20 protein-coding genes are annotated in these 24,095 nt (G+C 44.4%); 1 reads left to right on the top strand and 19 read right to left on the bottom strand.

Annotation, left to right across the window (positions count from 1 at the left end):
- Positions 1-22: 22 nt before the first annotated feature.
- The 4 genes from lptC to HQ43_RS09930 form a co-directional block, all read right to left on the bottom strand.
- The gene (gene lptC / locus HQ43_RS07605) at positions 23-763 is read right to left on the bottom strand and encodes an LPS export ABC transporter periplasmic protein LptC (RefSeq protein WP_052103148.1); all 741 of its coding nucleotides are present in this window, start codon (positions 761-763) and stop codon (positions 23-25) included.
- Positions 764-772: 9 nt separating this feature from the next.
- Positions 773-2,149, bottom strand: coding sequence for a tetratricopeptide repeat protein (locus HQ43_RS07600; protein ID WP_036791782.1), 1,377 nt, complete (start codon positions 2,147-2,149; stop codon positions 773-775).
- Positions 2,150-2,217: 68 nt separating this feature from the next.
- Positions 2,218-3,504: a PorV/PorQ family protein gene (locus tag HQ43_RS07595; RefSeq protein ID WP_036791780.1), complete on the bottom strand. Its 1,287-nt coding sequence runs from the start codon at positions 3,502-3,504 to the stop codon at positions 2,218-2,220.
- Complete coding sequence (locus HQ43_RS09930) at positions 3,497-5,620, bottom strand: type III pantothenate kinase (RefSeq protein WP_052103146.1); 2,124 nt, start codon at positions 5,618-5,620, stop codon at positions 3,497-3,499. Before HQ43_RS09930 ends, HQ43_RS07595 begins: the two co-directional genes overlap by 8 nt.
- 790 nt (positions 5,621-6,410) lie before the next feature.
- Between HQ43_RS09930 and mnmD the strand changes: the two genes are divergently transcribed.
- Entirely contained in the window at positions 6,411-7,097 is a 687-nt protein-coding gene (gene mnmD, locus HQ43_RS07585) for a tRNA (5-methylaminomethyl-2-thiouridine)(34)-methyltransferase MnmD (RefSeq protein ID WP_036792777.1), read from the top strand.
- 2 nt (positions 7,098-7,099) lie between these two features.
- Here the strand turns inward: mnmD and HQ43_RS07580 are convergent, their stop codons facing one another.
- The 15 genes from HQ43_RS07580 to HQ43_RS07510 form a co-directional block, all read right to left on the bottom strand.
- A complete protein-coding gene (locus HQ43_RS07580) occupies positions 7,100-8,416 on the bottom strand; it encodes a glycoside hydrolase family 57 protein (protein WP_036791777.1) in 1,317 nt (438 codons plus the stop codon).
- Positions 8,417-8,478: 62 nt separating this feature from the next.
- Positions 8,479-9,738, bottom strand: coding sequence for a glycosyltransferase (locus HQ43_RS07575; protein WP_036791774.1), 1,260 nt, complete (start codon positions 9,736-9,738; stop codon positions 8,479-8,481).
- Positions 9,739-9,765: 27 nt separating this feature from the next.
- Positions 9,766-11,727, bottom strand: a complete 1,962-nt coding sequence (locus HQ43_RS07570) for a glycogen debranching enzyme N-terminal domain-containing protein (RefSeq protein WP_036791772.1) — start codon at positions 11,725-11,727, stop codon at positions 9,766-9,768.
- A 52-nt stretch (positions 11,728-11,779) separates the two neighbouring features.
- Entirely contained in the window at positions 11,780-12,718 is a 939-nt protein-coding gene (locus HQ43_RS07565) for a TIGR01212 family radical SAM protein (RefSeq protein ID WP_036791769.1), read from the bottom strand.
- A complete protein-coding gene (locus HQ43_RS07560) occupies positions 12,715-13,278 on the bottom strand; it encodes a DJ-1 family glyoxalase III (protein ID WP_036791766.1) in 564 nt (187 codons plus the stop codon). The genes HQ43_RS07565 and HQ43_RS07560 overlap by 4 nt, the downstream gene beginning before the upstream one ends.
- 49 nt (positions 13,279-13,327) lie before the next feature.
- A complete protein-coding gene (locus HQ43_RS07555) occupies positions 13,328-14,227 on the bottom strand; it encodes an energy transducer TonB family protein (protein WP_036791763.1) in 900 nt (299 codons plus the stop codon).
- A gap of 34 nt (positions 14,228-14,261) precedes the next feature.
- Positions 14,262-14,669 (bottom strand): ExbD/TolR family protein, encoded by a 408-nt coding sequence (locus HQ43_RS07550; protein ID WP_036791761.1) that lies wholly within the window; start codon positions 14,667-14,669, stop codon positions 14,262-14,264.
- A 4-nt stretch (positions 14,670-14,673) separates the two neighbouring features.
- Positions 14,674-15,396, bottom strand: a complete 723-nt coding sequence (locus HQ43_RS07545; protein WP_036791758.1) for a MotA/TolQ/ExbB proton channel family protein — start codon at positions 15,394-15,396, stop codon at positions 14,674-14,676.
- A gap of 68 nt (positions 15,397-15,464) precedes the next feature.
- Positions 15,465-16,181, bottom strand: a complete 717-nt coding sequence (locus tag HQ43_RS07540; RefSeq protein WP_036791755.1) for a pyridoxine 5'-phosphate synthase — start codon at positions 16,179-16,181, stop codon at positions 15,465-15,467.
- Between the two features lie 840 nt (positions 16,182-17,021).
- Positions 17,022-18,695 (bottom strand): dipeptidase, encoded by a 1,674-nt coding sequence (locus HQ43_RS07535; RefSeq protein ID WP_052103144.1) that lies wholly within the window; start codon positions 18,693-18,695, stop codon positions 17,022-17,024.
- A gap of 183 nt (positions 18,696-18,878) precedes the next feature.
- The gene (locus tag HQ43_RS07530; RefSeq protein WP_036791753.1) at positions 18,879-19,874 is read right to left on the bottom strand and encodes a class II fructose-bisphosphate aldolase; all 996 of its coding nucleotides are present in this window, start codon (positions 19,872-19,874) and stop codon (positions 18,879-18,881) included.
- Between the two features lie 112 nt (positions 19,875-19,986).
- Positions 19,987-20,478, bottom strand: coding sequence for a hypothetical protein (locus HQ43_RS07525; RefSeq protein ID WP_036791750.1), 492 nt, complete (start codon positions 20,476-20,478; stop codon positions 19,987-19,989).
- Positions 20,463-22,610 carry an alpha-L-fucosidase gene (locus HQ43_RS07520; protein WP_052103143.1) on the bottom strand — a complete coding sequence of 716 codons (2,148 nt, stop codon included), beginning with the start codon at positions 22,608-22,610 and terminating at the stop codon, positions 20,463-20,465. The genes HQ43_RS07525 and HQ43_RS07520 overlap by 16 nt, the downstream gene beginning before the upstream one ends.
- A complete protein-coding gene (gene dprA, locus HQ43_RS07515; RefSeq protein WP_052103142.1) occupies positions 22,552-23,697 on the bottom strand; it encodes a DNA-processing protein DprA in 1,146 nt (381 codons plus the stop codon). The genes HQ43_RS07520 and dprA overlap by 59 nt, the downstream gene beginning before the upstream one ends.
- Positions 23,694-24,086 (bottom strand): acyl-CoA thioesterase, encoded by a 393-nt coding sequence (locus tag HQ43_RS07510; RefSeq protein WP_036791748.1) that lies wholly within the window; start codon positions 24,084-24,086, stop codon positions 23,694-23,696. Before HQ43_RS07510 ends, dprA begins: the two co-directional genes overlap by 4 nt.
- Positions 24,087-24,095 lie beyond the last annotated feature (9 nt).

Genomic DNA, 24,095 nt, shown 5'->3' with positions numbered 1-24,095 from the left:
GCTCTTCCTGATAAGTCTTGACTTAATTGGTCGTCGTGTTAATATCGGACTTATGTTTAAGTTTTTTCTCCTCTTTCTTTTTAGGAAGAGAGTCCGTAGGAGTGGTAGAAGCAGAAGATGTTCCGGAAGAAGCCTTTGAGTTGACCATCTCTCCGTCTTGCAGTAAAAAGTTTGCCATAGACTTCTTAAACTCAAACCGGGTCATCTGTTCGTTACTCTCAAATCCCTCGATACCTTCTATCTGATTTCCATTGGCGAGATCTACCCTCACATATTCATCGGAATATATAAGTTGTCTTGTTCTATTCCAAAACATTCTATTGGTTGTAAACCTATCTCCCAATAGATTGATGATCTCAACATTTCCTATCAACTCCCAAGTATCTCGTCCTACATAGTAAAAAGCAGTATCGGACTTTACGGTAGCTTGCGGTACAAACAGGGTATCAAACTGCTCCAGATATATTCCTTTCGGGAAGCTCCACTGATCCAAAGTATCGTTATTATAAATATACCATTCGTCTGCCTTTAGCTTATATTTCGTAACACCGGAATCCGAAATCAATGTCTCCACTCCACGAGTATAAACGGTATATGCAATGCTGTCCGAATTATCTTTTATCGCATCCGTCTTTGCGCCTCCGCAAGATGCCAGAATAGATGAGAGACATAATGCAACAATAACACAACCCCATACTTGAGGTTGTGTTATTGTATTTATAAGGGTCTTAAAACCTTGTTTATGATCTTTGTCGTTGTCCACGTTTAGCTATTACTTCACACGAATAGTGGTACTTTCACCTATCCATCCACCGATAGCCATGCTTTGTCCCTCTTTAAGATCAGGGTGCATAAAGACATCTTCCTTGCTTGGATAGTAAGATCTGTATCTTGCGATCAATCTTCCTGCTTCCGCTGCAATGGATGGGTCTATTGCTCTTGCTCTTTCAAGCTTATCCACTGCAAGGCAATAAACGATGCGAGACTTCACTGAGTCATCCGGGAAGATTGAGTTGGCTGTTGCTGCATAAGCATTAGCAATCAATACCAATGGTGCTCCAAAGCCCGACTTTTCTTCCATAGCCTTGTTGGCATATTGTCTTGCACGAGAGTATTGACCTTGTTCGTATGCAAGCTGAGCGATGATATAATATATATCTCCCTTTTGGTCTGAAGAGGTAGAAAGAGATGCAGCTTCCTCAAAGAGTTGATTTGCTCTTACTCTATCCTTATTCAAGTGAGCTCTTTTAGCAAGACCCAAAGCAGCTTCAGCTGAAGGAGAGATAGCGTAAGCAAACTCAGATGCACGGAAATAGACATCACTTTCCTGGCAGTTTACTCTACGAAGAAGAGCGATAACATTATCCAAGTACTCCTTGTTGTCTTTGTTCTCTTCTATCTTACTACCATATATCTTTTGAAGCATATCGCAACTTGCAGCTCCACTTGAAGCAAATTGTGTATCTGCTGCAGTTTTAAGGTCTGTGTAGAGCTGTTGTCTGTCTGCATCACCACTTTCTTGAGCTTTCTTGAGAGCATCTTCGTAGTACTTGGAGATAGTCAGATACTCATTTATATATTGCTCTTTGTGATCTGCATTCTTAATCACCTTCACCATGGAAGAGTAGAGGTAGAAGTTCAGAGCCATGTAGTCTGTTTTTTCTTTCTTCTCTGCCACGATATCCTTAAGCCAGTTGTAAACCATTTCATAGTCTGCCTTTTCAGCCATTACCTCTATATAGTCTGAAACCTTAGAAGCTAAAATATAGTCAGGACCAAATTGCGGATCGTTTGCGAAATACTTCATTCTTGTATCGTAAACCTCCATAAGCTGGTTGATGAACTCTGTTTTCTCTTGTGGCGTTTTTGCTTGTGCCACTTTCCATTTCAAGATTTGAGGACCGACGATATAGATATCCTTAGTCATATCGGGGCAGTTCTTGTAAACCTTCAACCAGAAATCGTAAGCATCCTGAAAGTTGTTGGTCTTAGCATGAATCTTGAAGTAAGACACATTCTTACGACACTCTGTTGTATCAATAGCAGCATTCGGAGTAGAGTCTGCTATCACAGAAGCAACATTGTTAGCCTTAGAAGACCATGCACTCATTGCGATCATGGCAATGGTGAAAAGTAGTGTTTTTTTCATCTTATATTCTGTTTTGCTATTTTACATTCTTTGTTATCTATCACAAAAGACCTTTACAGTCGTTATCATCAATATATCTTGAGTTTACGGAACCACGTTTCACTGAAGTTTATACTCACGGAAAGCTTTATCGCGTCCTCTTTCAAGATAGCTTGTTTATCATTCAGACTCTTAACGTACTCCAAGCTCAGATTAAGGAGAGAAGCTCTCTCGTCATTAACATATACAGGAAGTCCGAGACCGAGAGATAGCCCTAAGGTCGAAGACTGTCCCCATTTATGATGTTGTATATAAGGTGTTGCATAGTTGAGCCCTGCACGATACACTATGTTGTCCGAATAGGTTCGAGAGAAAGGATTGGGAGTATAAGAAGCACCCAAAGCAACCTGCCAAGCATCCTTATATGATACATTCTGCTTTTCAAACAGATTGGGAACGCTTTCCCAATTTGTATATTTGACGTCCAAAGCGGTCAAAAGTTTATTCTTATAATTAAAACTTCCACCGACTCCTATCTCCATAGGCAACTTGCCAACGTAAGACTCTTCTTTGGTGGTAACATCGGGAGTAAGGACTTTACCAAAATCTCTATCTTCAAAAAGTACCATCTTAGGCCTATGACCCAAAGAAGGAGAAAATGTAGCTCCCAACACGGACTCCCACTCTTTGGTGCGATGATGATACTGTGCTCCAAACGCAGCCGACCATGTGGATGTATGCCATGTTTCTCTCACAAAACGTGTATTGATCAACGATGAATTGGGTTGAGAAAGCACTTCGTGTATCGTAGAACCGAAAAGGTAATTGACCTTTGCTCCCAACGATAACTTCTCAAACAACTTGAAACCAACTCCCATGTAAGCATTTTGCAACGATCCCTCACCCTTGAAAGTCTGTTTATAAGTTGCATTGGGGAATCCTTCAATATCTCCGGAAGTTTGTGCCAAATACCCCACTCTCGAATAAGGGATAACGCCAAGGCTCAGACCCACAGAGTTGAAAAGAGACATCTGAAACGCCAGATAGTCTATGTTCGCCTGGAATGTACTCTTTTTAAGCTGATTCTCTCTGAACATCTTATAGTTTGAGGTGAGTCCTATATCAAAGACAAAAGATAGAGAATCCACCACAGAGAAGGCTGCCGGATTTTTGAAGTTGATCATACCATCTTGACGCAACCCTATACCGACACCTCCCATACCTCTGTACGAAACAGGGGAAGGATCTACCAAAGAGCCGTAACCATAACGAGAGAGGGGCGAAGTCTCAATATTTTGAGCCTTAGCTACTCCCACGAAACAAACCATTGCCACTGCAAACATTGCAGCAAGCCTTTGTACTATCTTTCTATACATTCGCTATCAATATCTCATTTAGTCCTGTCTGAACAAGACAACCATCTGCAAAGATGGTATTTTTCGCTATTGTTTCAAAATAAATTCGGTCTCCGCCCGTTAAATAAATCAAAACAGGAGCGACCTCTTTCGTTATCTTCTCCACCCATCCAGCCACTTCCAACACAGCGGAAGAGACGGTACCATGATAGATACACTCTTCGGTGTTCTGTCCTATGAGAGACCCCGGATTCAATTTCTTGGATACCAAAGGCAGTCTGTGCGTGTAGTCGTGAAGAGCTTTCAGCCTCATATCCAGTCCGGGAGCTATGACACCTCCTTCGTAAACTCCATTCCGAACAAGATCTATCGTAATTGCCGTTCCGCAATCTATGACCAAAAAGTCTTTCCCCTCAGCAAACAGATAAGCTCCTACACACGCTGCAATCCGATCCTGCCCCAGTTGCTCCGGAGAGTTGTAGGCAATCTTGAAAGGCAGACGAAGTGTCGAGAGGTTGAAAGGAATGGTTTTCAACCCTATTCCATTCAGCTCGGCTTCCAAGACCGAACAAGATACCGACGTCGATATTACCATGCTCCTGACACTCTCTTTCGGTATATCGAGATATTCCAAAGCCTGTTGCAATGGTAGAATAAGCTCCTTTACGGAAGAGGAAGAGTGTTCCCAGAGAGCGACCCGTCCGTGGTATAGAGTGGCTTTTAAGGCAGTATTACCGCTATCTATGGTCAAGAAAAAAGAGCCGACCAAAGATGTTCCTGCCGGAGACTTCCAGCAGTCGGTAAGGAGCGACAACTCCCTTTCCAGCACCTCTGCAACCACAAAATTGCTTCCGCAAACCAGAACGACAGACTCTTCAGGGGCTATCATTGCTGCCGAGTATGCCTGTTCCAAAGCTTTCCACACCGGCTTAACCACAGTGTGGTCAAGCGCATTGGAGGATGCCAGATCCGATAGTTTCTCTGCCGCACAAGCACGTTCACCCCTACTTTGGGTGATGTAGTAGCGTGCACGTTTGGGCAGCATATCAAAGACGGCAGAGACATCCTTATCTTCCGCCATACCTATCACGATATGGAGCTTTTTCCCTTTATCGAGCACGGACTCCAGGTAAGGGCTGAGATGAGCCCATGCTCCGACATTGTGCCCGGTGTCTATATAAAGATCCGGCATGCTGCTCAGCTTCTGCATCCGACCTGCAAGCCCTACACTCTCTACGTTCCAAAAACCTTTCCGGACAGCGTCCGAGTCTATTTTCGATCCCTTCAAAAGAGTTTCAAGAAGCCCTAAAGCGGTCAGCACCGTAGTGGCATTCTCCAGCTGATGAGCACCCTTGAGAGGGAGCCTTATCTCTCCAAAATGACAGCTATCCAGCTTGTATCCTCCCTCCGGATCCTCTTCGTAAGAGCGTAGGACGGCTTTTCTATCGCAGAGATAAAGCGGAGCACTCTCCTGCCGAGCCTTATCTTCCACCACCTGTCTCACCTCTTCACTCTCATGGTTACCCAATACAACGGAAATGCCGGGCTTTATAATACCGGCTTTCTCACCGGCTATCGCAGCCAATGTATCTCCCAAGTAGGTGGTATGATCGAGGCTGACATTGGTGATAATACTCAAAACAGGCGTGATGACATTGGTACTGTCCAAGCGTCCTCCCATTCCGACCTCTATCACGGCAATATCCACTTTTTTATGGACGTAGTAGGCAAATGCCATTGCCGTGGTAAGCTCGAAAAAAGAGGGAGAGAGCCCAAGCTCCCTGCACCATTCTCTGGCAGAGTTGCAGAAATCTATAACAAACTCTTGCTCTATCACTTTGCCATCTACACGGATTCTTTCGGAAAAATCTACAAGGTGAGGGGATGTGAACAAGCCTACTCGAAGTCCGCTTTCATTCAGCACCGAGGCAAGAAGAGAAGAGGTTGATCCCTTCCCATTGGTACCTGCCACATGAATGGTAGATATTTTCAGATGAGGATTGCCAAGCTTCTCGAGGAGTTTTAAGACCGTTTCCAATCCCGGCTTATACGCCTTCCCTCCCACGTTTTGAAACATAGGAAAGCTATTGAAAAGATAAGTGGTTGCTTCTGAATATGTGGATATTCTGTCCTTCATTTTTCTATTCAAGGGGCAAAAATACACATAATTTTTCTTCCTTAATAGCTTTCAGACAAGTTATTTTATACTCCTCTCCGATGCTCGTTCAAAGAACAGCTATGCCACCCGACAGCACAAGAGAAAAAGAGAGCATTTCAAGACAAAATGGCAGTACTCTATTTTTATATATTCCGTACCGAAGCCTCTGCCCGATTTTCCCTCTCTCTATTTTGATCGGAGGGGTCGTTTTCAAAGCACGACCGAATTGTTAAATTCACCCCGGTTTATTAACACCATTTTCGATACCCGTTCACCCAAAACAGTAAACGAGCATATTCTTTCGGCTTAACGTGTTTAATTTTTCAATGAACACGTTTACCGATTTCATTAAACACGTTTACCGGATTCGATTAACATGTTTAGCCAAAAACATCAAACTGCTAAATATCAATAGATTAACTATTTTCGCCCTAAAATGCCCCTGAAAAGGCAAATTTCTTTATTAGGAAACGTTTACAGACAAAGGCGTTAAATTTCATGTTTATTAACGCGAAAAAGCCCCATCAAACGGACTGAGAAAAAAATTTTTCCAAATTCGCGATTTTCTGTATAACCCTAAAAATCAATACTCTAAGCCACCTCTTTGTGATCATGAAGTGCAACATCGGAAAAAAAGAGAGCAGATCGGAGAGAAAATCGGGAGATTCATTTTTATATAAAAGCACCACCAAAATGCTGCTTTTTTGAAGTTCGGATTGTGGAAAAATGCGGCATCTTTTTCTACCTTTATACCCTAAAAAGAAAAAAGATGGAAGAAAAAAAGATTGCACTTATAGAGACTTCGGATGGGAGTCATACCATTCTCATTGATGGTGGTAATGAAAGCTATCACTCGACCAATGGGGCAATAACCGAGTCCAAACATGTTTATATCCGTGCCGGACTGGAACATTTTCTGGAACAGACCTCAAGCAGAGAGGTTCGGATCGGGGAGATAGGGTTTGGTATGGGGCTGAATGCAGTGTGTGTACTGGAATACGCCCTTGCACATCCGGAACTGTCTTTTGAGATGCGGAGCATTGAGTACGAGCCTCTACCCACCGACGTTCTTCTCTCTCTGAACTATGCGGAAAGGCTCGGTATGGAAAAAGAGCATGTCGAGCAGATTTTCCGTGCAGAATGGAATGCCCGAACCGGGATTCTTTCCAATCTGACCCTGATAAAAGAACACGCCGATGCTCTTGATTTCAACTTTGAAAACGAGAGCATCGACGTGCTGTTTTTTGATCCTTTTGCGCCTGACAAAGTAGAAAGTCCGCTTTGGAGCGTTCCTTTCTTCAAGAAAATGAGAGCCTGTCTTAGGAAAAACGGCATCCTCACAACCTATTGCGCAAAGGGCATTGTAAGAAGAGGGCTTCAAGAAGCCGGGTTCAACGTGGAAAGACTTCCGGGTCCTCCGGGAAAGAGAGAGATACTCCGTGCCACAAAATTGTAGCTCTACTCTGCTGCTTTGGTACTCTTCTTTGTTGTCTTTTTCTTGGCTTTCAGTTCGGAAAGCTCTTTTTCCAGTGCCACGATCTGCTTATCCTGATTTTGTATGGTAAGCACCAACGCACTCAGTTCTTCGTTTTCGATGGAAATCGGATACTGTGCCTGAATACGGAGAACCACATCGCTAAGAACATTCATATAGTTGTTGAAAGCATCGTAAGCATTATCATACGGACTGAAAGGCCTTACATCCTGATAGAGTGTAGTCATATAGAAGAAGTGGTCGCAAGACTGAAGATGCAACCAGTCCAGGAACAGCCTTCGGTCTGTACTTAGTCTCAACCGTTCTCCCCACTCGCCCAACTTTCTGAATGCTTCTTGTTGTAACACATTGCCAAGCCAGGAAGTGATACCTTTTTCCTCTTCCGACCAAGAGATAGGAGACGGAACAGAGAGCGGTGCAGCCACTTCTTCCTGCTGAAGGATCTCGGATGGCAGTGCCATGGATATGCCTCTGCTTTCCAACGTAGTAGGCAGAGCCTTGAGAAACTCAAAGATTCCGGAAGGACGCTTGTGGATATGACCGAATGTTTCCAATGGGATATCTATGTAAACAAAGCTTTCTACCTCGGGAAGATTGGCAAACCAACCGGCAAGCTTCTCTGTGGTAAGAGGATACTCGGACCAGTGCAGGTTAGAGAAGTGTCGTACAAGATCGGAGCTGTATGAGGCATTGCGCAACATCAGTTTAAGCTCCGGAGCTTCTGCCGAAGAGTACAGATAGTTGGGACTTTTCCAGCCAAGAACGTGCTTTGCCCCTTCCGTCATCATCGCCTTAAAGCCCATCTTTTGAGCCGTAAGAGCTATATCGTCCGAGTAGATCAGCTCTGTGTTTCTCAACACTCTCGGAGAGACTCCGAAAAGAAGTTCGATCTTCTTGGAAAGCACCCCGACCTCTCTCTCAAACTCTGCGGTATCTCCCAATGAAGAGAGGGAGTAAGAGTATGGTGCGGCGATGAACTCTATCTGTCCGGTAGAGTTGATGTCCAAAAGAAGATCCAACAACTCCGGAGCATACAGCTCTATCTGCTCGAATGCAGTACCGGATATGGAAATGGAGAATCGGAATGGCACCCTGTCCTGTATGATAAGATCTCTTATTGTTCTAAGTGCAGGAAGGTAAGACTCTTCTGCTAACAGACGAAAGACTTCTTCGTTCTGAAAATCGTCGAAATAGTAGTGGTCATTCCCTATATCAAAGAAGCGATATCTCTTAAGCCTGAAAGGCTGATGCAAGTTTAGATTGAGACATATTCTTTTCATGACTTTATCTTTGATGTGAAAATATTCTTAGTTAATGGTTATTCCGTAAAAGTGCTGCAATGCTACCTCAAAAGCCGGTCGTAAATATGCCTTACTTTGAGCCCTGCATCTTCCCACTTGATATTGTTTACCTCTTTCAAGCCCTCCTCTTTGAGGAATGTGTGAAATGCCGGATAGGTTACCAGACCGTGTATAGCGTCCGCCAAAGCATCCACATCCCAGTAGTCCACTTTGATGGCATAGTCCAAAATCTCGGCACAACCGCTCTGTTTGGAGATAATGCTGGGGACACCGCACTGCATGGCTTCGAGAGGAGAAATACCAAAAGGCTCGGAAACGGAAGGCATCACATATACATCGCTTGCCTTGAAGACTTCGTACACCTGATTTCCTTTCATAAAGCCCGTAAAGTGCATCCGATCGGATATGCCTCTCATGGCACTCAGACGGATCATCTGATCCATCATATCTCCGCTTCCTGCCATTATAAAACGGACGTTCTTCGTTTTAGCCAAAACTTTTGCAGCTGCTTCAATGAAAAACTCAGGACCTTTCTGCATGGTTATTCTACCAAGAAAGGTTACGACCTTATCCTTTACGCCCTTCTTATCCCTTATACTCAAGATAGAGGGGCTAAGTGGTGTTACGGCATTGTGAACGGTAGTTACCTTTTTGGGATCTTGGTGATATTTCTCTATCACGGTATTACGGGTAAGATTACTTACAGTGATAATGTGATCGGCGTAATCCATTCCGTTCTTCTCTATAGCATATACCTGTGGATTAACTTGCCCTCTTGACCTGTCGAAGTCCGTAGCATGAACATGGATGACCAAAGGCTTTCCGCTAACGCTCTTGGCGTGTATGCCGGCAGGATAAGTGAGCCAGTCGTGAGAGTGAATAATATCATAGTCAAGCTGTCTGCTCAATACCCCTGCCATTATAGAGTAGTTGTTGATCTCCTCCATCAGGTTATCCGGATATCTTCCGGAGAATTCAAGGCATCCGAGTTCGTTGGTATGCAGATAGTTGAAATCGGTATAAATCCCTTCACGCAAATGGAAGTAGAGTTCCGGAGACATTAGTCTTCCTATCATTGTATCCACTTGTTCTCTGCTCACATTACGATACACGACAGGAACTTGAGATGCTCCTATGATACGCAAAAAGGACTGATCCTCGTCTCCATGCGGTTTAGGAATAACGAATGTGATATCCATATCCTCCTGCAAACTCATACCTTGAGTGAGTCCGTAACTTGCCGTTCCGAGTCCTCCAAGTATATGCGGTGGGAATTCCCAGCCAAACATCAATGCTTTCATATTTTATCTATCAAGGTATTTCTCTGATTAGAAAATATCGAATATATCATCACCTCTGCGCATATCATCATCCAGCCTGTTTTTGATCCTGAGTATCGCGCTGATACTTGTGGCATAAGAGATCTCCCCTCTACTATAAAAAGGAGGAGTGGCATCGTATAGCTCGGAAATGGTACCGATTCCGTGATTGGAAAGCTCTCCTTCAAACGGTATCATCATGCGCTCCACGAAAGAATAGCCTGCCCTTCGGAAGAGATGAAGATATGCACTCAGGTAAGGATACATAAGCCAACTCCAGACACCTCCATTGTAGTATGATAGAGACCTGTCCCTCAAACTTCCGTTACAATATCCCTTATAAACTTTTCCCACAGGGCTTAGTGTCCGTAGTCCTAATGGTGTCAAAAGCTCCTTCGTTACGATGTCGAGCACCGATCTTTGAAGCCTTCGGGAGAGTGGTGAGTACATCAATCCTATTGCAAACAACATATTGGGTCTTACACTCCAATCTTGAGGCAGGTTGGGATTAACGTAATCGAAGAGATAATTATGCTCATTCACGAAGACACGAACAAAAGATTCGGAGACTCTTGCGATCTCGTCTTCCAATCTGTCGTTATCGGGTTCAAGCAATGTTTTATAGAAGCACAGAGCATTATACCACAAGGCATTAAACTCCACGATATAGCCTTCTCTCTTGACAACCGGTTGGAAATCCCACTCTGCATCCATCCATGTAATGGGGCGGTTATCCTTGCTCCATGCGTAGAGCAGTCCGTTGTTTTCCAGCTTCATGTTCGGATGCCTGCTGGACGAAATATAATTTATGATGTATCGCAATGTCTCTCCGAACTTTTCGCGAGTGTCTTCCGGACTTGTCCACTTGGAGTAATCTATTATTGTATTCACCGCCCAAAGAGGAATATCCGGCTTATCTATATCCATTATGACAGAATCCACCTGTCCGGTTTCCATAAAAAGCTTAAGGGCGGGCCAGAATGTATTCCAGATTCGATGGAATCTTTCCGGCTTTCCTATACCGAAACTACAACCGGTAAGTGCAATAAGCATATTTCTTGCCTTTACTCCTCCCCATGGATAACCGGACATCAGGTAAGCACGCTCCTCGTTCGGCTGGTAGTAAAACTGGTCTGCGGCATTTACAAGACAGTTCTTAAAGCTTGTTCTTGGCGTGCGCTCCTCGACGCTTTCATCAAATAAAGAGGAGATCTTTTCGGGTTCCAAAGGAGAGAGACCTGCGGAAAAAATGATGGATTCTCCGGTCTCTATTTCAATTTCAAAGTATCCGGGCATCGGAAGATCCTCGGTACAGGCATGACCTCTCTCCCTCTCTTTATCGTACAAAAAGTGTTTGTACCATGTGGGCTGAGAGATATACTCGTTCTCTTTAGTCATTTGGAGAGCAAGTTTAGGGAATCCGGGATAGAGGCAAAACTCTTGTCCGTTTATCACCGGAGAGGCATTAAGGTTGGCATCTTGCGTTTCAATGCACAACTCTTTCACGCTCCTAAATCCTAAGAGAGGACGAAAACGAAGGGTTGTCTTCGCTTGAGACTCCAAAAGAGTGTATCGGATAAGCACCCGATCATCTTCACGAGAAAGAGCAATCTCTTTACATAGAATCACACCACCTACTCTGTATATCGTTTTAGGCACGCCATCCAGATCGTACTCACGGATATACTTATGACCATTAGGACTAAAATGCTCCCCCTCATACTTATGCACGGCAAGATTGAACTCCGCTCCATGCTGTATGACGGTCTCGTCCAAAGAAGAAAGAAGCACATAGTTGTGAGGTCCTAAATGTGTAATAGGAACGACCAATAACCCGTGGTATTTTCTTGTGTTCAGACCTATTAAAGTGGAACAGTGGTAAGCACCTCGTCTATTTGTACGCAATATCTCTTTGTTGAGTACCTCTTCGAGGTTACTCATACTACTTCTGTCAAATTTCAGATAGCTCATAACAGGCTAATTTTAGTAGATTCATTCTCTCTCAAATATAGCATAAAACCACTTATCTACAATATTTCTGCCCTTGGAATAACCCATTTTCTCTCATATATGATACAAGTTTGAGAGTAAAGTAGTAGTTTTTCATTCCCCATTGAGGAGCTATGACCATGTGAGGAGGACTTGATGAAACAAAACGATCGACATACATATCGGGACGAAGATGGCATAGAAAGTCTGCGACAAGTTCCAGATACTCCTCATAAGTAAATAGAGGCAGATCATTAACCTCCCCCTTTAGAAAGTCTGCTCCGAGCTTAGTACCTCTGAGGACTTGAAGTTGATGAATCTTTATCGAATTCAAAGGAAGAGAAGAGATTAAAGCGGCACTCTTCACAATGGCATCCCGATCCTCTCCGGGAAGACCGAATATAAAGTGTCCGCCTACCGGTATATCGGCTTCTGCCGTTCTCTGTATGGCTTCCACACTTTCCTCGAACGTATGTCCTCGGTTTACTCTTTCCAAGACGGTATTAGAGGTACTCTCCATACCGTATTCCACGGCAACGTAAAGCTCTTTATCTCTCTTCAGACTCTTGAGATAGTTAAGAATCTCATCGGGCATACAGTCCGGTCTTGTTCCTATAATCAGTCCCACAACATCGGGATAGGCAATAGCCGTCTCATACTTTCGGATCAACTCATCCACATCACCATAGGTATTGGTGTAAGACTGAAAGTATGCCAGAAACTTCATATCCTTATACTTTCTTCGGAAAAAGTCTATCCCCAGTTGTAGCTGCTCGATAATGGGTTCGGTCTTCAGTGTATATTGGGGAGTGAACGAACTATTGTTGCAGTAAGTACATCCGCCAAAACCTTTTATGCCGTCCTTATTGGGACAGGTGCATCCCGCATTAAGGGAGATCTTCTGCACTTTGTAGTGCGGAAAGATCTCCCTTAAATGTGATGCAAAATCTGCGTAAGGAAGAGGATACTTCATCGTAAAGATTCGGTAAGAAGCATACCTCCTGCCACCATGTTTGCGGTCTCTTTATCCAATAAATACTCCACAATGGCAAGAGCAAAAGGGAATGAATAGCCCGGTCCACGCCCTGTGATGATATGACCATCCACTACAACGGGTTCTTTTTGGCTATACTGCCTGCATGCCAACTTCTCTTCAAATCCGGGATAAGCGGTAGCCACTTTCTCCTTCAATAGCCCCATGGAGCCATACACAACGGGAGCGGCACAGATGGCAGCAAGTAGCAATCCTTTCTTATCTGCTTCCACTATCATCTCTCTCAAGGGTTGAGAAGCCTCCAGATTGGTAGCACCGGGAAGTCCGCCCGGTAAAACGATGGCATCGGTTTCCGTATGTTTTACGTCTGCAATACATTTATCTGCCATTACAGGCACGCCATGCGCGCCCACTACTTCTCTATCGGACGTGATAGATACTGTTGTAACATCCACTTCTGCCCTGCGCAAAATATCTATTGTAGAGATAGCTTCGATCTCCTCAAAGCCTTCTGCTAAAAATACAAATACTCTTTTCATACCCAACTTTATTGTTTGATGTTAGACTCTGCCTCGTCATGAATCTCCATCATGAACGGAGCTTATAAATATAAGTTATCTTTCCCTCCGCATTTTTTATGTCTTCCACTGCTGTAAACTTAGCCTTTTTGGCTGCCTCCAATGCACTCTGCTTGATAGCATGATTGTCAATGTTGGTTCCCTGATCGATTTTAGCGTCTATAACGTCACCTTTTGGATTAACCGTGATAGCAACAACAATACGACCTTCAGTCTGACCTATATATTGAGGTACAGGCAATTTCCCTCCTATAAGTCCGCGTCCGGAAAGATTCCATGAGCCGTATCCACCATTCCCCGAACCTGCACCGCCGGAAGAGACATTACCCGTAGGAGAACCCTGCATACCGCTTCCGGATGTACCTGTTCCCCTTGAACCTTCAGAATTTTTGGCTCCCTGAAAAGCGTTGGCTACGCGACTCTGAGCCGCTTTACGCTTCTGTTCTTCCTGTTCTCTAAGGGCTTGTTCGGCTTTCAGACGAGCTTGCTCCTCTGCTTTTATCCTTGCCTCCTCTGCCTTTCGTGTATCTTCCACCTTGGGTGTAGGAGTCTTTGGTGCAGGTTTAGGCTTAGGTTCACTCACCTTAGGCTTTTCCGGCTTCTTCTTTGGAGGTACCGGAGCCATAGCCGGAGCTTCTTCATGCTCTTGCGTCAACAGCTCTTCCGGCTCTCCTTTTTCCGGAGCGGGGGCAGGCTTGGGCATGGCTCTGCGAGACTTTGGAAGTGCTTGGCTCCAACTCTCCATATCGCTACCCATTGCAACCTCTATGTTCCCTATATCCACCGGAGCGCTACTCTGTTCGTCCTGAGCACTCATCGTCATATAGACGAAAAAGAGCAGCAGAACCAGCAAAGCGTGAGCAACGATGGTTACAACTATGGCTATGAGTTTCTCTTTACTATTGCTCATAGATAACTATCTCCTATTATCTTTTTTCATTAAGTCAGAGCGGCCTTGTCGCCATTACCATCTTAAACTTCTTCTCCACCGCAATGTTGAGGATCTTCACCACTTCTCCGTAGGGAATGCTCTCGTCTGCATAGAGTGCGACAAAGAAATCCGGATCTTCCGAAAGCTCTCCGTCGATGTATGCTTTGAGTTCGTCGTAGCCCACTTCCCTGTCTTCTCCATTCTTCATGGTTACATAGTAGCGCAGCTCTTTGTCTATGGTTATTCTTGTAGGAGTCTTCACAGCTGTCTGCTGATTGCTCTGCGGCAAAAGCACTTTGAGAGCATTGGGCATGACAAGCGTGGAAGTAACCATAAAGAATATCAGTAGCAAAAAGATGACATCCGTCATGGAAGCCATGCTAAATATCTCTACGACCTTCGCTTTTCTTTTTAGTTTCATGCCATTACTTGATAGGTTCGTTCAGCATATCCATAAACTCAAGAGCCTGAGTCTCGCTCTTGGTTACCACGTGGTCTATTCTATACACGAGGTGATTGTATGCAAACAGACAGATGATACCGACAATAAGACCACCCACAGTGGTTACCAATGCTTCGTAGATACCGGAAGAGAGAAGAGATATATTCACATTATTTCCGGCAGAAGCCATATCAAAGAAAGCGTGAATCATCCCTGTAACCGTTCCAAGAAAACCGATCATCGGAGCTCCTGCCGCTACCGTGGCAAGCAGTGGAAGTCCCTTCTCCAGCTTCGCAATCTCGATGTTGCCGACATTTTCCACAGCAACGGAGAGGTCCTGCATCGGTCTGCCGAGACGCTGTATTCCTTTCTGAATCATTCTTGCACCGGGTGTTCCCTCTGCTTCACAGAGCGAAAGAGCGGAAGATATCTTACCCTCTTTCATATAGTCCCTTATCTGGTTCATGAATGTATGGTTGGTGCGTGCGGCTTTGCGTATCACCAAGTATCTCTCTATGAAAAGATAGATAGCCAATATAGAGAGCAATAGAAGAACGATCATGATAGGACCGCCTTTCATAGCCAGATCGAGAAGACTCAAAGACTCCGGAGCCACCGGCATGGCTGCTGCAGCTCCTTCGGTTGTACCGGACAGATCCGGCATGGAACCCGGCTGTACTTGTGCTAAAATAGAATAAATGTTCATCCGATTTATCTTTTATTTTGTAGTTGTTTTATGATTACTGTTTCTTTTGATTGCAATAGTGAGAGGGCTTAAACTTTAAGACACTCCAAGTATGAAGCAATACTCTTCTCCAATCCCAGATACAAGGCATCGCAGATAAGAGCATGACCGATGGAGACTTCCACCAAATGAGGCACCTTTTGAGCAAAAAACCTGAGATTCTCAAGGCTTAAGTCGTGTCCGGCATTCAGCTCCAAACCCACTTCGTGAGCCACTTTTGCCGCTTCGACAAAGGGTTGCACCGCAGCGTCTCTATCTTTTGCATAGCCGGCGGCGTAAGGTTCTGTGTACAGCTCTACCCTGTCTGTTCCGGTCTTGGCGGCTTCCCGAATGTTGTCCAGGTCCGTATCCACAAATATGGAAGTGCGTATGCCCAAAGACTTAAAGTGTGCCACCACCTCTTTTAGGAACTCCATGTTTTCTGCCACACGCCATCCGGCATTGCTGGTGAGTGCTCCCGGCGGATCCGGCACCAATGTTACCTGCGCCGGACGAACTTCGGAGACAAGACGGACGAACTCCGGTGAGGGATAACCCTCTATATTGAACTCCTCCGTAACGATCTTTTTAAGATCATATACATCGCGGTATCTGATGTGTCTCTCATCCGGACGAGGGTGAACGGTAATCCCTTCCGCTCCCCATCTTTCCACATCCTTGCACACTTTCAACAGATCCGGATTATTACCGCCTCTCGAATTTCGCAGAGTTGCTATCTTATTGATATTTACACTTAGTCTGGTCATCTTATTTCTTTTCTATAAAGCCGATACGGAGCCACGCTCTTCCCTTTTAGCATCGGAAGAGCAAAGGCATCCTGCGATCCATACAAAAATACTCTTTATATCTCGAATACTCATCACTTTCAAGCTATTTTTATGGTCTTCATCACATTTTCATTCTATTTTTCGGATCCCAAAGAGCGAAAATGAGAACAAATTTTACCGACTCTTTTCGTGCACTTTTATATAAAAACGGATCTCCTCCCGACCCTCTCCGGAAGGGTAAGAAAAATGTCTCATCATCGGTTTTCCTCTTCCTTAAATCTTGAAACCACTCATAATCAACAGAATAAAAATCAGCTCGAATTTGGGAAAAATTTTTCTTCAGTCCGTTTGATGGGGCTTTTTCGCGTTAATAGCTGTAAATTTTAACACCCATCTCTGTAAACGTTTCCTAATAAAGAAATCTCCCTTTTTAGGGGCATTTTAGGGCAAAAACAGGTAATCCACTGATATTTAGCAGTTTGATGGTTTTAGCTAAACACGTTAATCGAATCCGGTAAACGTGTTTAATGAAATCGGTAAACGTGTTTACTGAAAAATTAAACACGTTAAGCCGACAAAATATGCTCGTTTACTGTTTTTGATGAACAGGTATCGAAAATGGTGTTAATAAAACAGCCCAAATTTAACAATTCACTCGTGCTCTGAAAATGACCCCTCCGATCAAAATAGAGAGAGCTTCGGAGCATGGGATGGAATATATAAAAACGACCTCTTTGCCGGGCATAAAAAAACGACCGATCCCCATAAAGAGATCGGTCGCATAATACTCCTTTTTCTCCGTGAATGAGTACGGAGTTTTTATTTGGTCTTAGCAGGTCCTACCAAGAGTCGGTCTCCGGCATTCTCTGCAATGGCTTTGTAGAAGTTAGGATCGTATCCCGGTTGGCTTGGAGATACGGGATAGTTGTCCGCCGTACGCTCAAACTTACCATCCTTTTCCTTCTTCACGTTACCGTCGATATACTTCACTACAAGATATTCACCCAGCTTTCTCCAGCGAGCTGTTGCGCCATTTGCCTCAGTTGTAGAGTAATTGGTCAAAAACTCTACCGCATCCTTTTCAGAGCCGTTCTTGGCAAGCTCCATCGCATATTTCTCGATCATCGGCTGCATTGCAAAGAATTTGTTTTCGAGCTCACCCTGAACCTTGCGAATATCCTTTATCATATAACTGTACTTGTGATAAGCCATGTTTGCCACCCAGTTGTGCATCCAGAAAGCAGATGTCCACGAAAATTCGAGAAGATCACCATTGCCCACCTTGAAACATTCCGGTACAGATGTGATAGAACAATACTGTGGGGTGAACACACACATATCGGCATCGTCCACGCCGAACCAAAGCACACCACCTACATAGTCGGGAAGATAGTTGCGAAGTTGTGCTACAAGCACAAAGCCTGTCTGCTGTGTGGCGATGGCTCTTTCGTTAAGATACTGCTTGCCATCCACTTCAAAGTGCATAGGTCTCCAGCGATAAGGACAAGCATAAGGGCCTGCACCCACATCCTTGGTCATATCCATAGGAGTGTCTTCATAGTGGTCGCGCATCATGTTTTGCACGTCTTGTACGGACACTTTGCGGTTAGGCTTCATGTATAGAGGCATTGGAGTGGCATCCATCTCCTGTCCCATCACGAAAGGAAGATACTTATCCATTCCGTCCACAAAGCGGTTAAAAAAGCTCCAAACACGTGCTTCACAACCACGAAGAGCACCAAAGTCGTAAGGTGCATATGCCTTTTGGAAGCTGAACTCGCTATCTTTTCCCTTGAAATAGCCTTTTTCACGAGCGAAAGAGACTACATCCTTCGAGTACACACAGTTTTCTTTGTCTGCGAAAGGAATGTTTTGGATACGTGCTTGATTGGCATGTCCGGAGATACAATCGTCCGGAATGCGAATGGCAACCCATACTGCGCCTTTGCGTCCGGGACCTTTACCGATCATCTCCATCACCCACACTTCGTTCTTGTCTGCGATAGAGTAGCTCTCTCCACTACTGCAATAGCCGTACTCTTCCACAAGCTTACCCATAATGTCTATGGCTTCGCGAGCAGATGCGGCACGTTGAAGCGTTACGTAGATAAGGCTGCCGTAGTCCATGATTCCCTCCGGATTCACAAGCTCTTCGCGGCCACCAAAAGTACTTTCCGTGATGGCAACCTGCTTTTCATTCATATTACCCACAACGTTATAAGTCTGAGCCACTTGCGGGATACTGTGTCCCGATGGTTTTCCGGTATCCCATTCCACAATGTTTAAACGTGAATTGGGCGCCCATTTACGAGCATCCCAGTGGTAAAGTTCACCGTAAAGCACATGGCTGTCTGCCGAATAGGAGATGATGACAGAGCCATCCGCCGATGCTTTTCGCCCTACAATAAGTCCGGTACACGCTTCCGCAATGTATGACCCGGATGTACAAGCCAAGACCGCAACAAGGGTCAGTAGTTTTGATCTAAAGTTCATAAGTATCTGTATATGGTTACTAAAATGCCAAATAAAGGTATTCAAACCGAGATTTTCACGGTTATTACCCGAAAATCTCAGCCTACAAACATACCAAAAAAAGTCCAAACGGGGTAAGAAAAAAGGGTAAAACGGTCTGTTAAAACCATTTTACCCTCTGTTTATAGAGATCGCTCTACTCTATCAGATCTTGTTGTTGGATCCGAGAACGTTTTCGATCTTGTGCTTGTAAAGCTCTTTCAAACTGTCACGAGCAGGTCCGAGATATTTTCTTGGGTCAAACTCAGCCGGAGATTTCGCGAATACTTCTCTCACTGCTGCTGTCATTGCAAGACGACCATCGGAGTCGATGTTGATCTTACATACGGCAGAACCTGCAGCATGACGCAACTGATCTTCAGGAATACCGATGGCATCCTTCAGCTGACCGCCATACTTGTTGATAGTGGCAACCTTATCTTGTGGAACGGAAGATGATCCGTGTAGCACGATAGGGAATCCCGGTATGCGCTTTTCAATCTCTTCAAGAATATCAAAACGGAGAGGAGGAGGGACCAAAAGACCATCTTCATTGCGTGTACACTGCTCCGGAGTAAACTTGTTGGCTCCGTGAGATGTTCCGATAGAGATGGCAAGAGAGTCCACGCCTGTCTTTGTTACGAAATCTACAACCTCTTCGGGACGAGTATAAGTGTGATGCTCTGCAACGACATCATCTTCCACTCCGGCAAGAACACCAAGCTCGCCCTCAACGGTTACGTCGAACTGATGAGCATACTCTACAACCTTCTTGGTCAGAGCCACATTTTCTTCGTAAGGAAGGTGAGAACCATCGATCATGACAGAAGAAAAGCCCATCTCGATACAGCTTTTGCACAATTCAAAAGTGTCTCCGTGATCAAGGTGAAGAGCAATCTGAGGATTCTTACAACCAAGCTCTTTTGCATATTCTACCGCACCTTGAGCAAGATAACGTAGTAGTGTTTGGTTGGCATATTTGCGAGCACCGCTGGATACTTGCAAGATTACCGGAGAGTTTGTCTCTGATGCTGCTTGAACAATAGCCTGAAGCTGCTCCAGATTATTGAAGTTGAAAGCAGGTATAGCATACCCTCCATCAACGGCTTTAGCAAACATTTCTCTTGTATTTACCAAGCCAAGATCTTTGTAATTTACCATGATATTTTAATGTTTATGGATACATACTCGAATAGCATTACTATTCGAGTACAAAAGTAAATATTCTTAGCGAACTGTACTAATCTTCATAAGCTCTATTTTTTTCCCGCTTTCAAGGAGAAAGAACCAGGGAAATCCGGGAGATTTCCTGCTGTCGCTCTTTCGCATTGCTTGATCCCAGATACTTGTTTATGACTTTTACCTCCTCCTTGATAACCTCCTTGGTTTCAATATCTATCAGTGAGATTTTTGCCTGTCCGAACAACACTTCTGCGTCTTTCTGGTAGACATATCCGTTAATAATGATGGGTTGAGTAATATTTAACCTCACAGTCTTATCAACAGGCAGGGCAAGCCCGTCGTATGTTCTGCGAACGAATAAGCCGTTTTCATCTAAAGCGGTCAGGTCGGACATATCTCCGTAAAACATGAAACCCTCTCCGTGCATCCATATCTCTATACGGACATTGTAAGACCTGTTGTTGGAAGAGAGCTTTTCATCATAGACGGTATTAGAGGAACACCCAACCAAAATCAGATTGAGCAATAAAAGCCAAAAGGCTATCGGCATCCTCCATCTGTTATGAATTATTTCTCTTGACATTGTCGTATGCTCACATTTTGCAATAAAGCGGGAGAAGCCTTCAGTCTGTCCGTTCCTTCCAACCGGATAAAAGAGGTTGGAGAGTCCGTCAAAACTTTCTGTTGCAACAGAGAGACATTTTCAGGAATATTCCATCTGAGGACAGCGGCTTTTCCAAACCTGTTATACACTTTGAATAAGAGTCGGTGAGTACCTTTAGGAATCCTTAAAAGCAATAAATCGCTAAAAGGTTCTGTAAGATCTCTTTTAATATTTCCATAAACGTACTCTCCGTTTAAGTAAACCATCAAACCATCTTTATAAGAAAGGTTTATAGGTAATATGGTATCATCATATACGGTTATCGGTACTTCCAGAGCCACCGCTCTTCTTGGGCGTAGAGGATAATTCATATCCATAACCTCTTCGACCTCTTCCCATTCACCTTTATCCGTTACAGGTGCACCGAATACACCATAAGCTATCTTTCTTCTTGCTTTACCAAGCAAATATTTTGGTGTGGAAACGGAAAGGCTTTCTCCTCCTGCCAAAACAATCTCCTTTGCTCCTTTTGAAGTAACAAGACGAATGCTTTTGCCTTTATCTTCAAGAGGATATGAAAGCAATAGACAACTTTCTTTCTTATTCAGATAAGGAGTATTCCATTTATAACCGATGACACTGCGGTATCCGCAATAGTAGTCCAATGACGAATGGCTGTTGAGATACTCGGCATTGGCATAAGAAAGTACTTCTTCCGGTTGTCGTATAGAGCTTTTCGGAGTATAGTCATAACCTCTCTTATACTCTACTTTAATCACCATCACCGGATATTCTAACGGATGAAGAGGAGCTCGTAAAGCCAATCTTACCGATCCGTCTTGAAGACGAGAATAAGAGAGACGCTCTTCTTTCCCTTCACCATTAAGCAGTGTAACCCTCTTTATATCTCCTCGATGAGCAGGAAGAAGAATATCCTGCATCCGCTTATCTCTCATATCCGAAGAGGTCGGGACAAACAGATAAATGCTCTTTCCTCCTTTTGCAGTAGCCAAATAAGACTTATCCTCCAAAGAAAAAGGAGCTGCCTGAACACCATACAGAGCTTCTTGATAAACGGCAGTGCGCTTTCCCATCTCTTTCAAGACCTCTACTTCAAAAGGCACTAAAGATCCGCTTCCCATAGGTCCGATATTTAGCAGATACTTTCCTCCTCTTGCGAGCACTTTTACCAAGGAGAGAAATTTCTCACTAACCTTATCTGCGACCTCTCCTCTCTCTTGCCACGAACGGTATCCCCATGTTTCGTTGAACATGGATGCTGCCGTCTGCCATGGTTTCACTATGGAGTAGTTGGGGTATTCATTGTCTGCCATTACGGAAAAATCCGCTTGGTCGTTCCCCACTCTACCGCTAACCATACACTCCGGCTGCAGTTGATGTACAAGATTATATAGTTCGCGACTCTGTTCTGTCGTTAGTGAACCCATGTCGAACCAGAGTTCATCCACCTTTCCATACTTGGTCAGAAGCTCCGTTACCTGCTTTTTATTGTACTCGTGATGCGAGGTGGTAATAGGATCTGCATTGTGTGAAGAGATGGGCATAGCACCGGGAAAGTTCCAGTCTATAAGAGAAAAATAGATGCCGAAACGCATTCCCTGCTTATGACATGCCTCTGCAAGCTCTCCGATAAGATCTCTCCTTGCCGGTGTGGCATCCATTACATCGTAAGAAGTGCAGTCTGAACCGAACAAACAAAACCCGTCATGATGTTTTGCTGTAATCACTATGCTTCTCATGCCTGCAGATTTAGCCAGCCGGACTATCTCGTCCGGATTGAAATCTTTAGCATCGAACTGTTCGGCGAAAGCCTCATACCAGTCCGAGAAATGCACTCCAAAACTTAATATCTGCTCGGAATAACCGGACTCTACCCTCTCTCCATTCCAAACTCCGGCAGGTATAGAGTAAAGTCCATAGTGAATAAACATGGAGAACGCATCATCTTTCCATTCCGTTTGAGCCTTAACAACGGAAGAAGAAAAAGAGAGCAACAATAATGATAATATGGCAAGGTTAAAACGCATCACTCTATCTGTATTGAGATTCAAGCTCGTATATTCCTCCGGGCTTGCTTCTAAGATATCCATTAAGTTCGAGTTCAAAGAGTTCGGCAGACGCTACATGGATTGGGATGCCCAGTATCAAAGAGATATCTTCCATTGTACACCCCTCTCTCTCTTTGAGTAGAGAGTAGTATCTGCTACTCTTTAACTCCTCCGGTATATCTGCAAATATACCAATAGATTGTTGAATAACTTTACTTTTACCTTCCTTTAAGCTATCCCAACCTATTTCTGTCAGCATCTCTTCGGCTGAACAAAAGATCGAAGCTTTCTGCTGAGAGATAAGTTCGTTACAGCCTGAAGATAGCATATCTCCCACTCTGCCGGGGACGGCAAACACAGAACGCGAATAAGAGAAAGCCAAGTCTGCCGTAACCAAAGAGCCTCCTTTCGCTGCACTTTCAACGACAACCGTAGCATGAGACAAGCCGGCAATGATCCTGTTACGAGCCAAAAATCTTGCAGGTAAAGCCTTTGTATAGTACGGATACTCGGTTATCACGGCTCCTCCTGCCTGTATTATATTCTCGGCATCCCGTCTATGGACTGCCGGATAAAGAGTATGAAGCCCATGCGCAAGCACTGCCAATGTTTTAAGACCATATTTAAGAGCTGCCCTGTGTGCCAAAATATCGATCCCGTATGCCAGTCCGCTTACAATGACAGCGTTCGGATTGCTTTCGGCAACGGCTTTTACGATCTTATCCACCATGCTCTCTCCATATCCCGTACAGCTTCTACTCCCCACGATGCTTATCCATGGGGCATTCTGTTCGGGGAATTTACCATAATAATATAAGAGCAGAGGAGCATCCACGCACCCTTTCAAAAGAGCAGGATAAACATCATCGCTACTGAAGCAGAGGTTTATCCTGTCATTTTTCCGAAGCAGATCCAGCTCTTCTTGAGCCTTGAGAAGCGCTTGACCATCGTATATAGCGGATGCCAACTTCGGTCCTACTCCATCCAGACGAAGCAGTTCCTCTTTCCCTTTATTCCAAATATCGGTAGCCGATCCGCACAGATCGAGCAGGGAGTGAGCTATCACCGGTCCTACCCCATCCACACAGCTCAAAGCCAATAAAGCTTTCTGTTCCTCCGTCAGTATCATCCGAACAAGGTATCAAAATACTCTCCGCGAGTAAGTCTTCCATCCTTTACGATAGCGACATGTACTCTCCCTTTGGAGTGTATTACAGAGCCGTCCAAAGATGTAATATCTTGATAGAAGATCATCTGAGCGCCGGATCGTTCTTTACGAAGAGTTACCTTGAAATGATCTCCACTCCGAAGAGACTTTTTGTATTCCACCTCTATCTTCACCACGAAAGCGTCCAATCCTTCATCGTGCATCCGGCTAAAACTTTCTTCAAACGTCTCCAGATATTCATGCCGGGTATGCTCCATATAATGAAGATAACGTGCATTGTTTACCACGCCTTGCAGGTCGCACTCGTAGTCTCTGACCTTAAACTCCAATTCGTAAACGATTTCGCTCATGACTTCTAC

The sequence above is a fragment of the Porphyromonas canoris genome (assembly GCF_000769115.1).
GTDB lineage: Bacteria > Bacteroidota > Bacteroidia > Bacteroidales > Porphyromonadaceae > Porphyromonas_A > Porphyromonas_A canoris.
Note: the sequence above shows the minus strand (reverse complement) of the source record. Positions and strands in the feature narration are given on the sequence as shown.

What these genes read in the sequence shown, in the direction of transcription:
- HQ43_RS07600 (WP_036791782.1), bottom strand. Translation starts at nt 2,149, where the DNA reads ATGAAAAAAACACTACTTTTCACCATTGCCATGATCGCAATGAGTGCA.
- HQ43_RS07595 (WP_036791780.1), bottom strand. Translation starts at nt 3,504, where the DNA reads ATGTATAGAAAGATAGTACAAAGGCTTGCTGCAATGTTTGCAGTGGCA.
- HQ43_RS09930 (WP_052103146.1), bottom strand. Translation starts at nt 5,620, where the DNA reads ATGAAGGACAGAATATCCACATATTCAGAAGCAACCACTTATCTTTTC.
- mnmD (WP_036792777.1), top strand. Translation starts at nt 6,411, where the DNA reads ATGGAAGAAAAAAAGATTGCACTTATAGAGACTTCGGATGGGAGTCAT.
- HQ43_RS07580 (WP_036791777.1), bottom strand. Translation starts at nt 8,416, where the DNA reads ATGAAAAGAATATGTCTCAATCTAAACTTGCATCAGCCTTTCAGGCTT.
- HQ43_RS07575 (WP_036791774.1), bottom strand. Translation starts at nt 9,738, where the DNA reads ATGAAAGCATTGATGTTTGGCTGGGAATTCCCACCGCATATACTTGGA.
- HQ43_RS07570 (WP_036791772.1), bottom strand. Translation starts at nt 11,727, where the DNA reads ATGAGCTATCTGAAATTTGACAGAAGTAGTATGAGTAACCTCGAAGAG.
- HQ43_RS07565 (WP_036791769.1), bottom strand. Translation starts at nt 12,718, where the DNA reads ATGAAGTATCCTCTTCCTTACGCAGATTTTGCATCACATTTAAGGGAG.
- HQ43_RS07560 (WP_036791766.1), bottom strand. Translation starts at nt 13,278, where the DNA reads ATGAAAAGAGTATTTGTATTTTTAGCAGAAGGCTTTGAGGAGATCGAA.
- HQ43_RS07555 (WP_036791763.1), bottom strand. Translation starts at nt 14,227, where the DNA reads ATGAGCAATAGTAAAGAGAAACTCATAGCCATAGTTGTAACCATCGTT.
- HQ43_RS07550 (WP_036791761.1), bottom strand. Translation starts at nt 14,669, where the DNA reads ATGAAACTAAAAAGAAAAGCGAAGGTCGTAGAGATATTTAGCATGGCT.
- HQ43_RS07545 (WP_036791758.1), bottom strand. Translation starts at nt 15,396, where the DNA reads ATGAACATTTATTCTATTTTAGCACAAGTACAGCCGGGTTCCATGCCG.
- HQ43_RS07540 (WP_036791755.1), bottom strand. Translation starts at nt 16,181, where the DNA reads ATGACCAGACTAAGTGTAAATATCAATAAGATAGCAACTCTGCGAAAT.
- HQ43_RS07535 (WP_052103144.1), bottom strand. Translation starts at nt 18,695, where the DNA reads ATGAACTTTAGATCAAAACTACTGACCCTTGTTGCGGTCTTGGCTTGT.
- HQ43_RS07530 (WP_036791753.1), bottom strand. Translation starts at nt 19,874, where the DNA reads ATGGTAAATTACAAAGATCTTGGCTTGGTAAATACAAGAGAAATGTTT.
- HQ43_RS07525 (WP_036791750.1), bottom strand. Translation starts at nt 20,478, where the DNA reads ATGTCAAGAGAAATAATTCATAACAGATGGAGGATGCCGATAGCCTTT.
- HQ43_RS07520 (WP_052103143.1), bottom strand. Translation starts at nt 22,610, where the DNA reads ATGGATATCTTAGAAGCAAGCCCGGAGGAATATACGAGCTTGAATCTC.
- dprA (WP_052103142.1), bottom strand. Translation starts at nt 23,697, where the DNA reads ATGATACTGACGGAGGAACAGAAAGCTTTATTGGCTTTGAGCTGTGTG.
- HQ43_RS07510 (WP_036791748.1), bottom strand. Translation starts at nt 24,086, where the DNA reads ATGAGCGAAATCGTTTACGAATTGGAGTTTAAGGTCAGAGACTACGAG.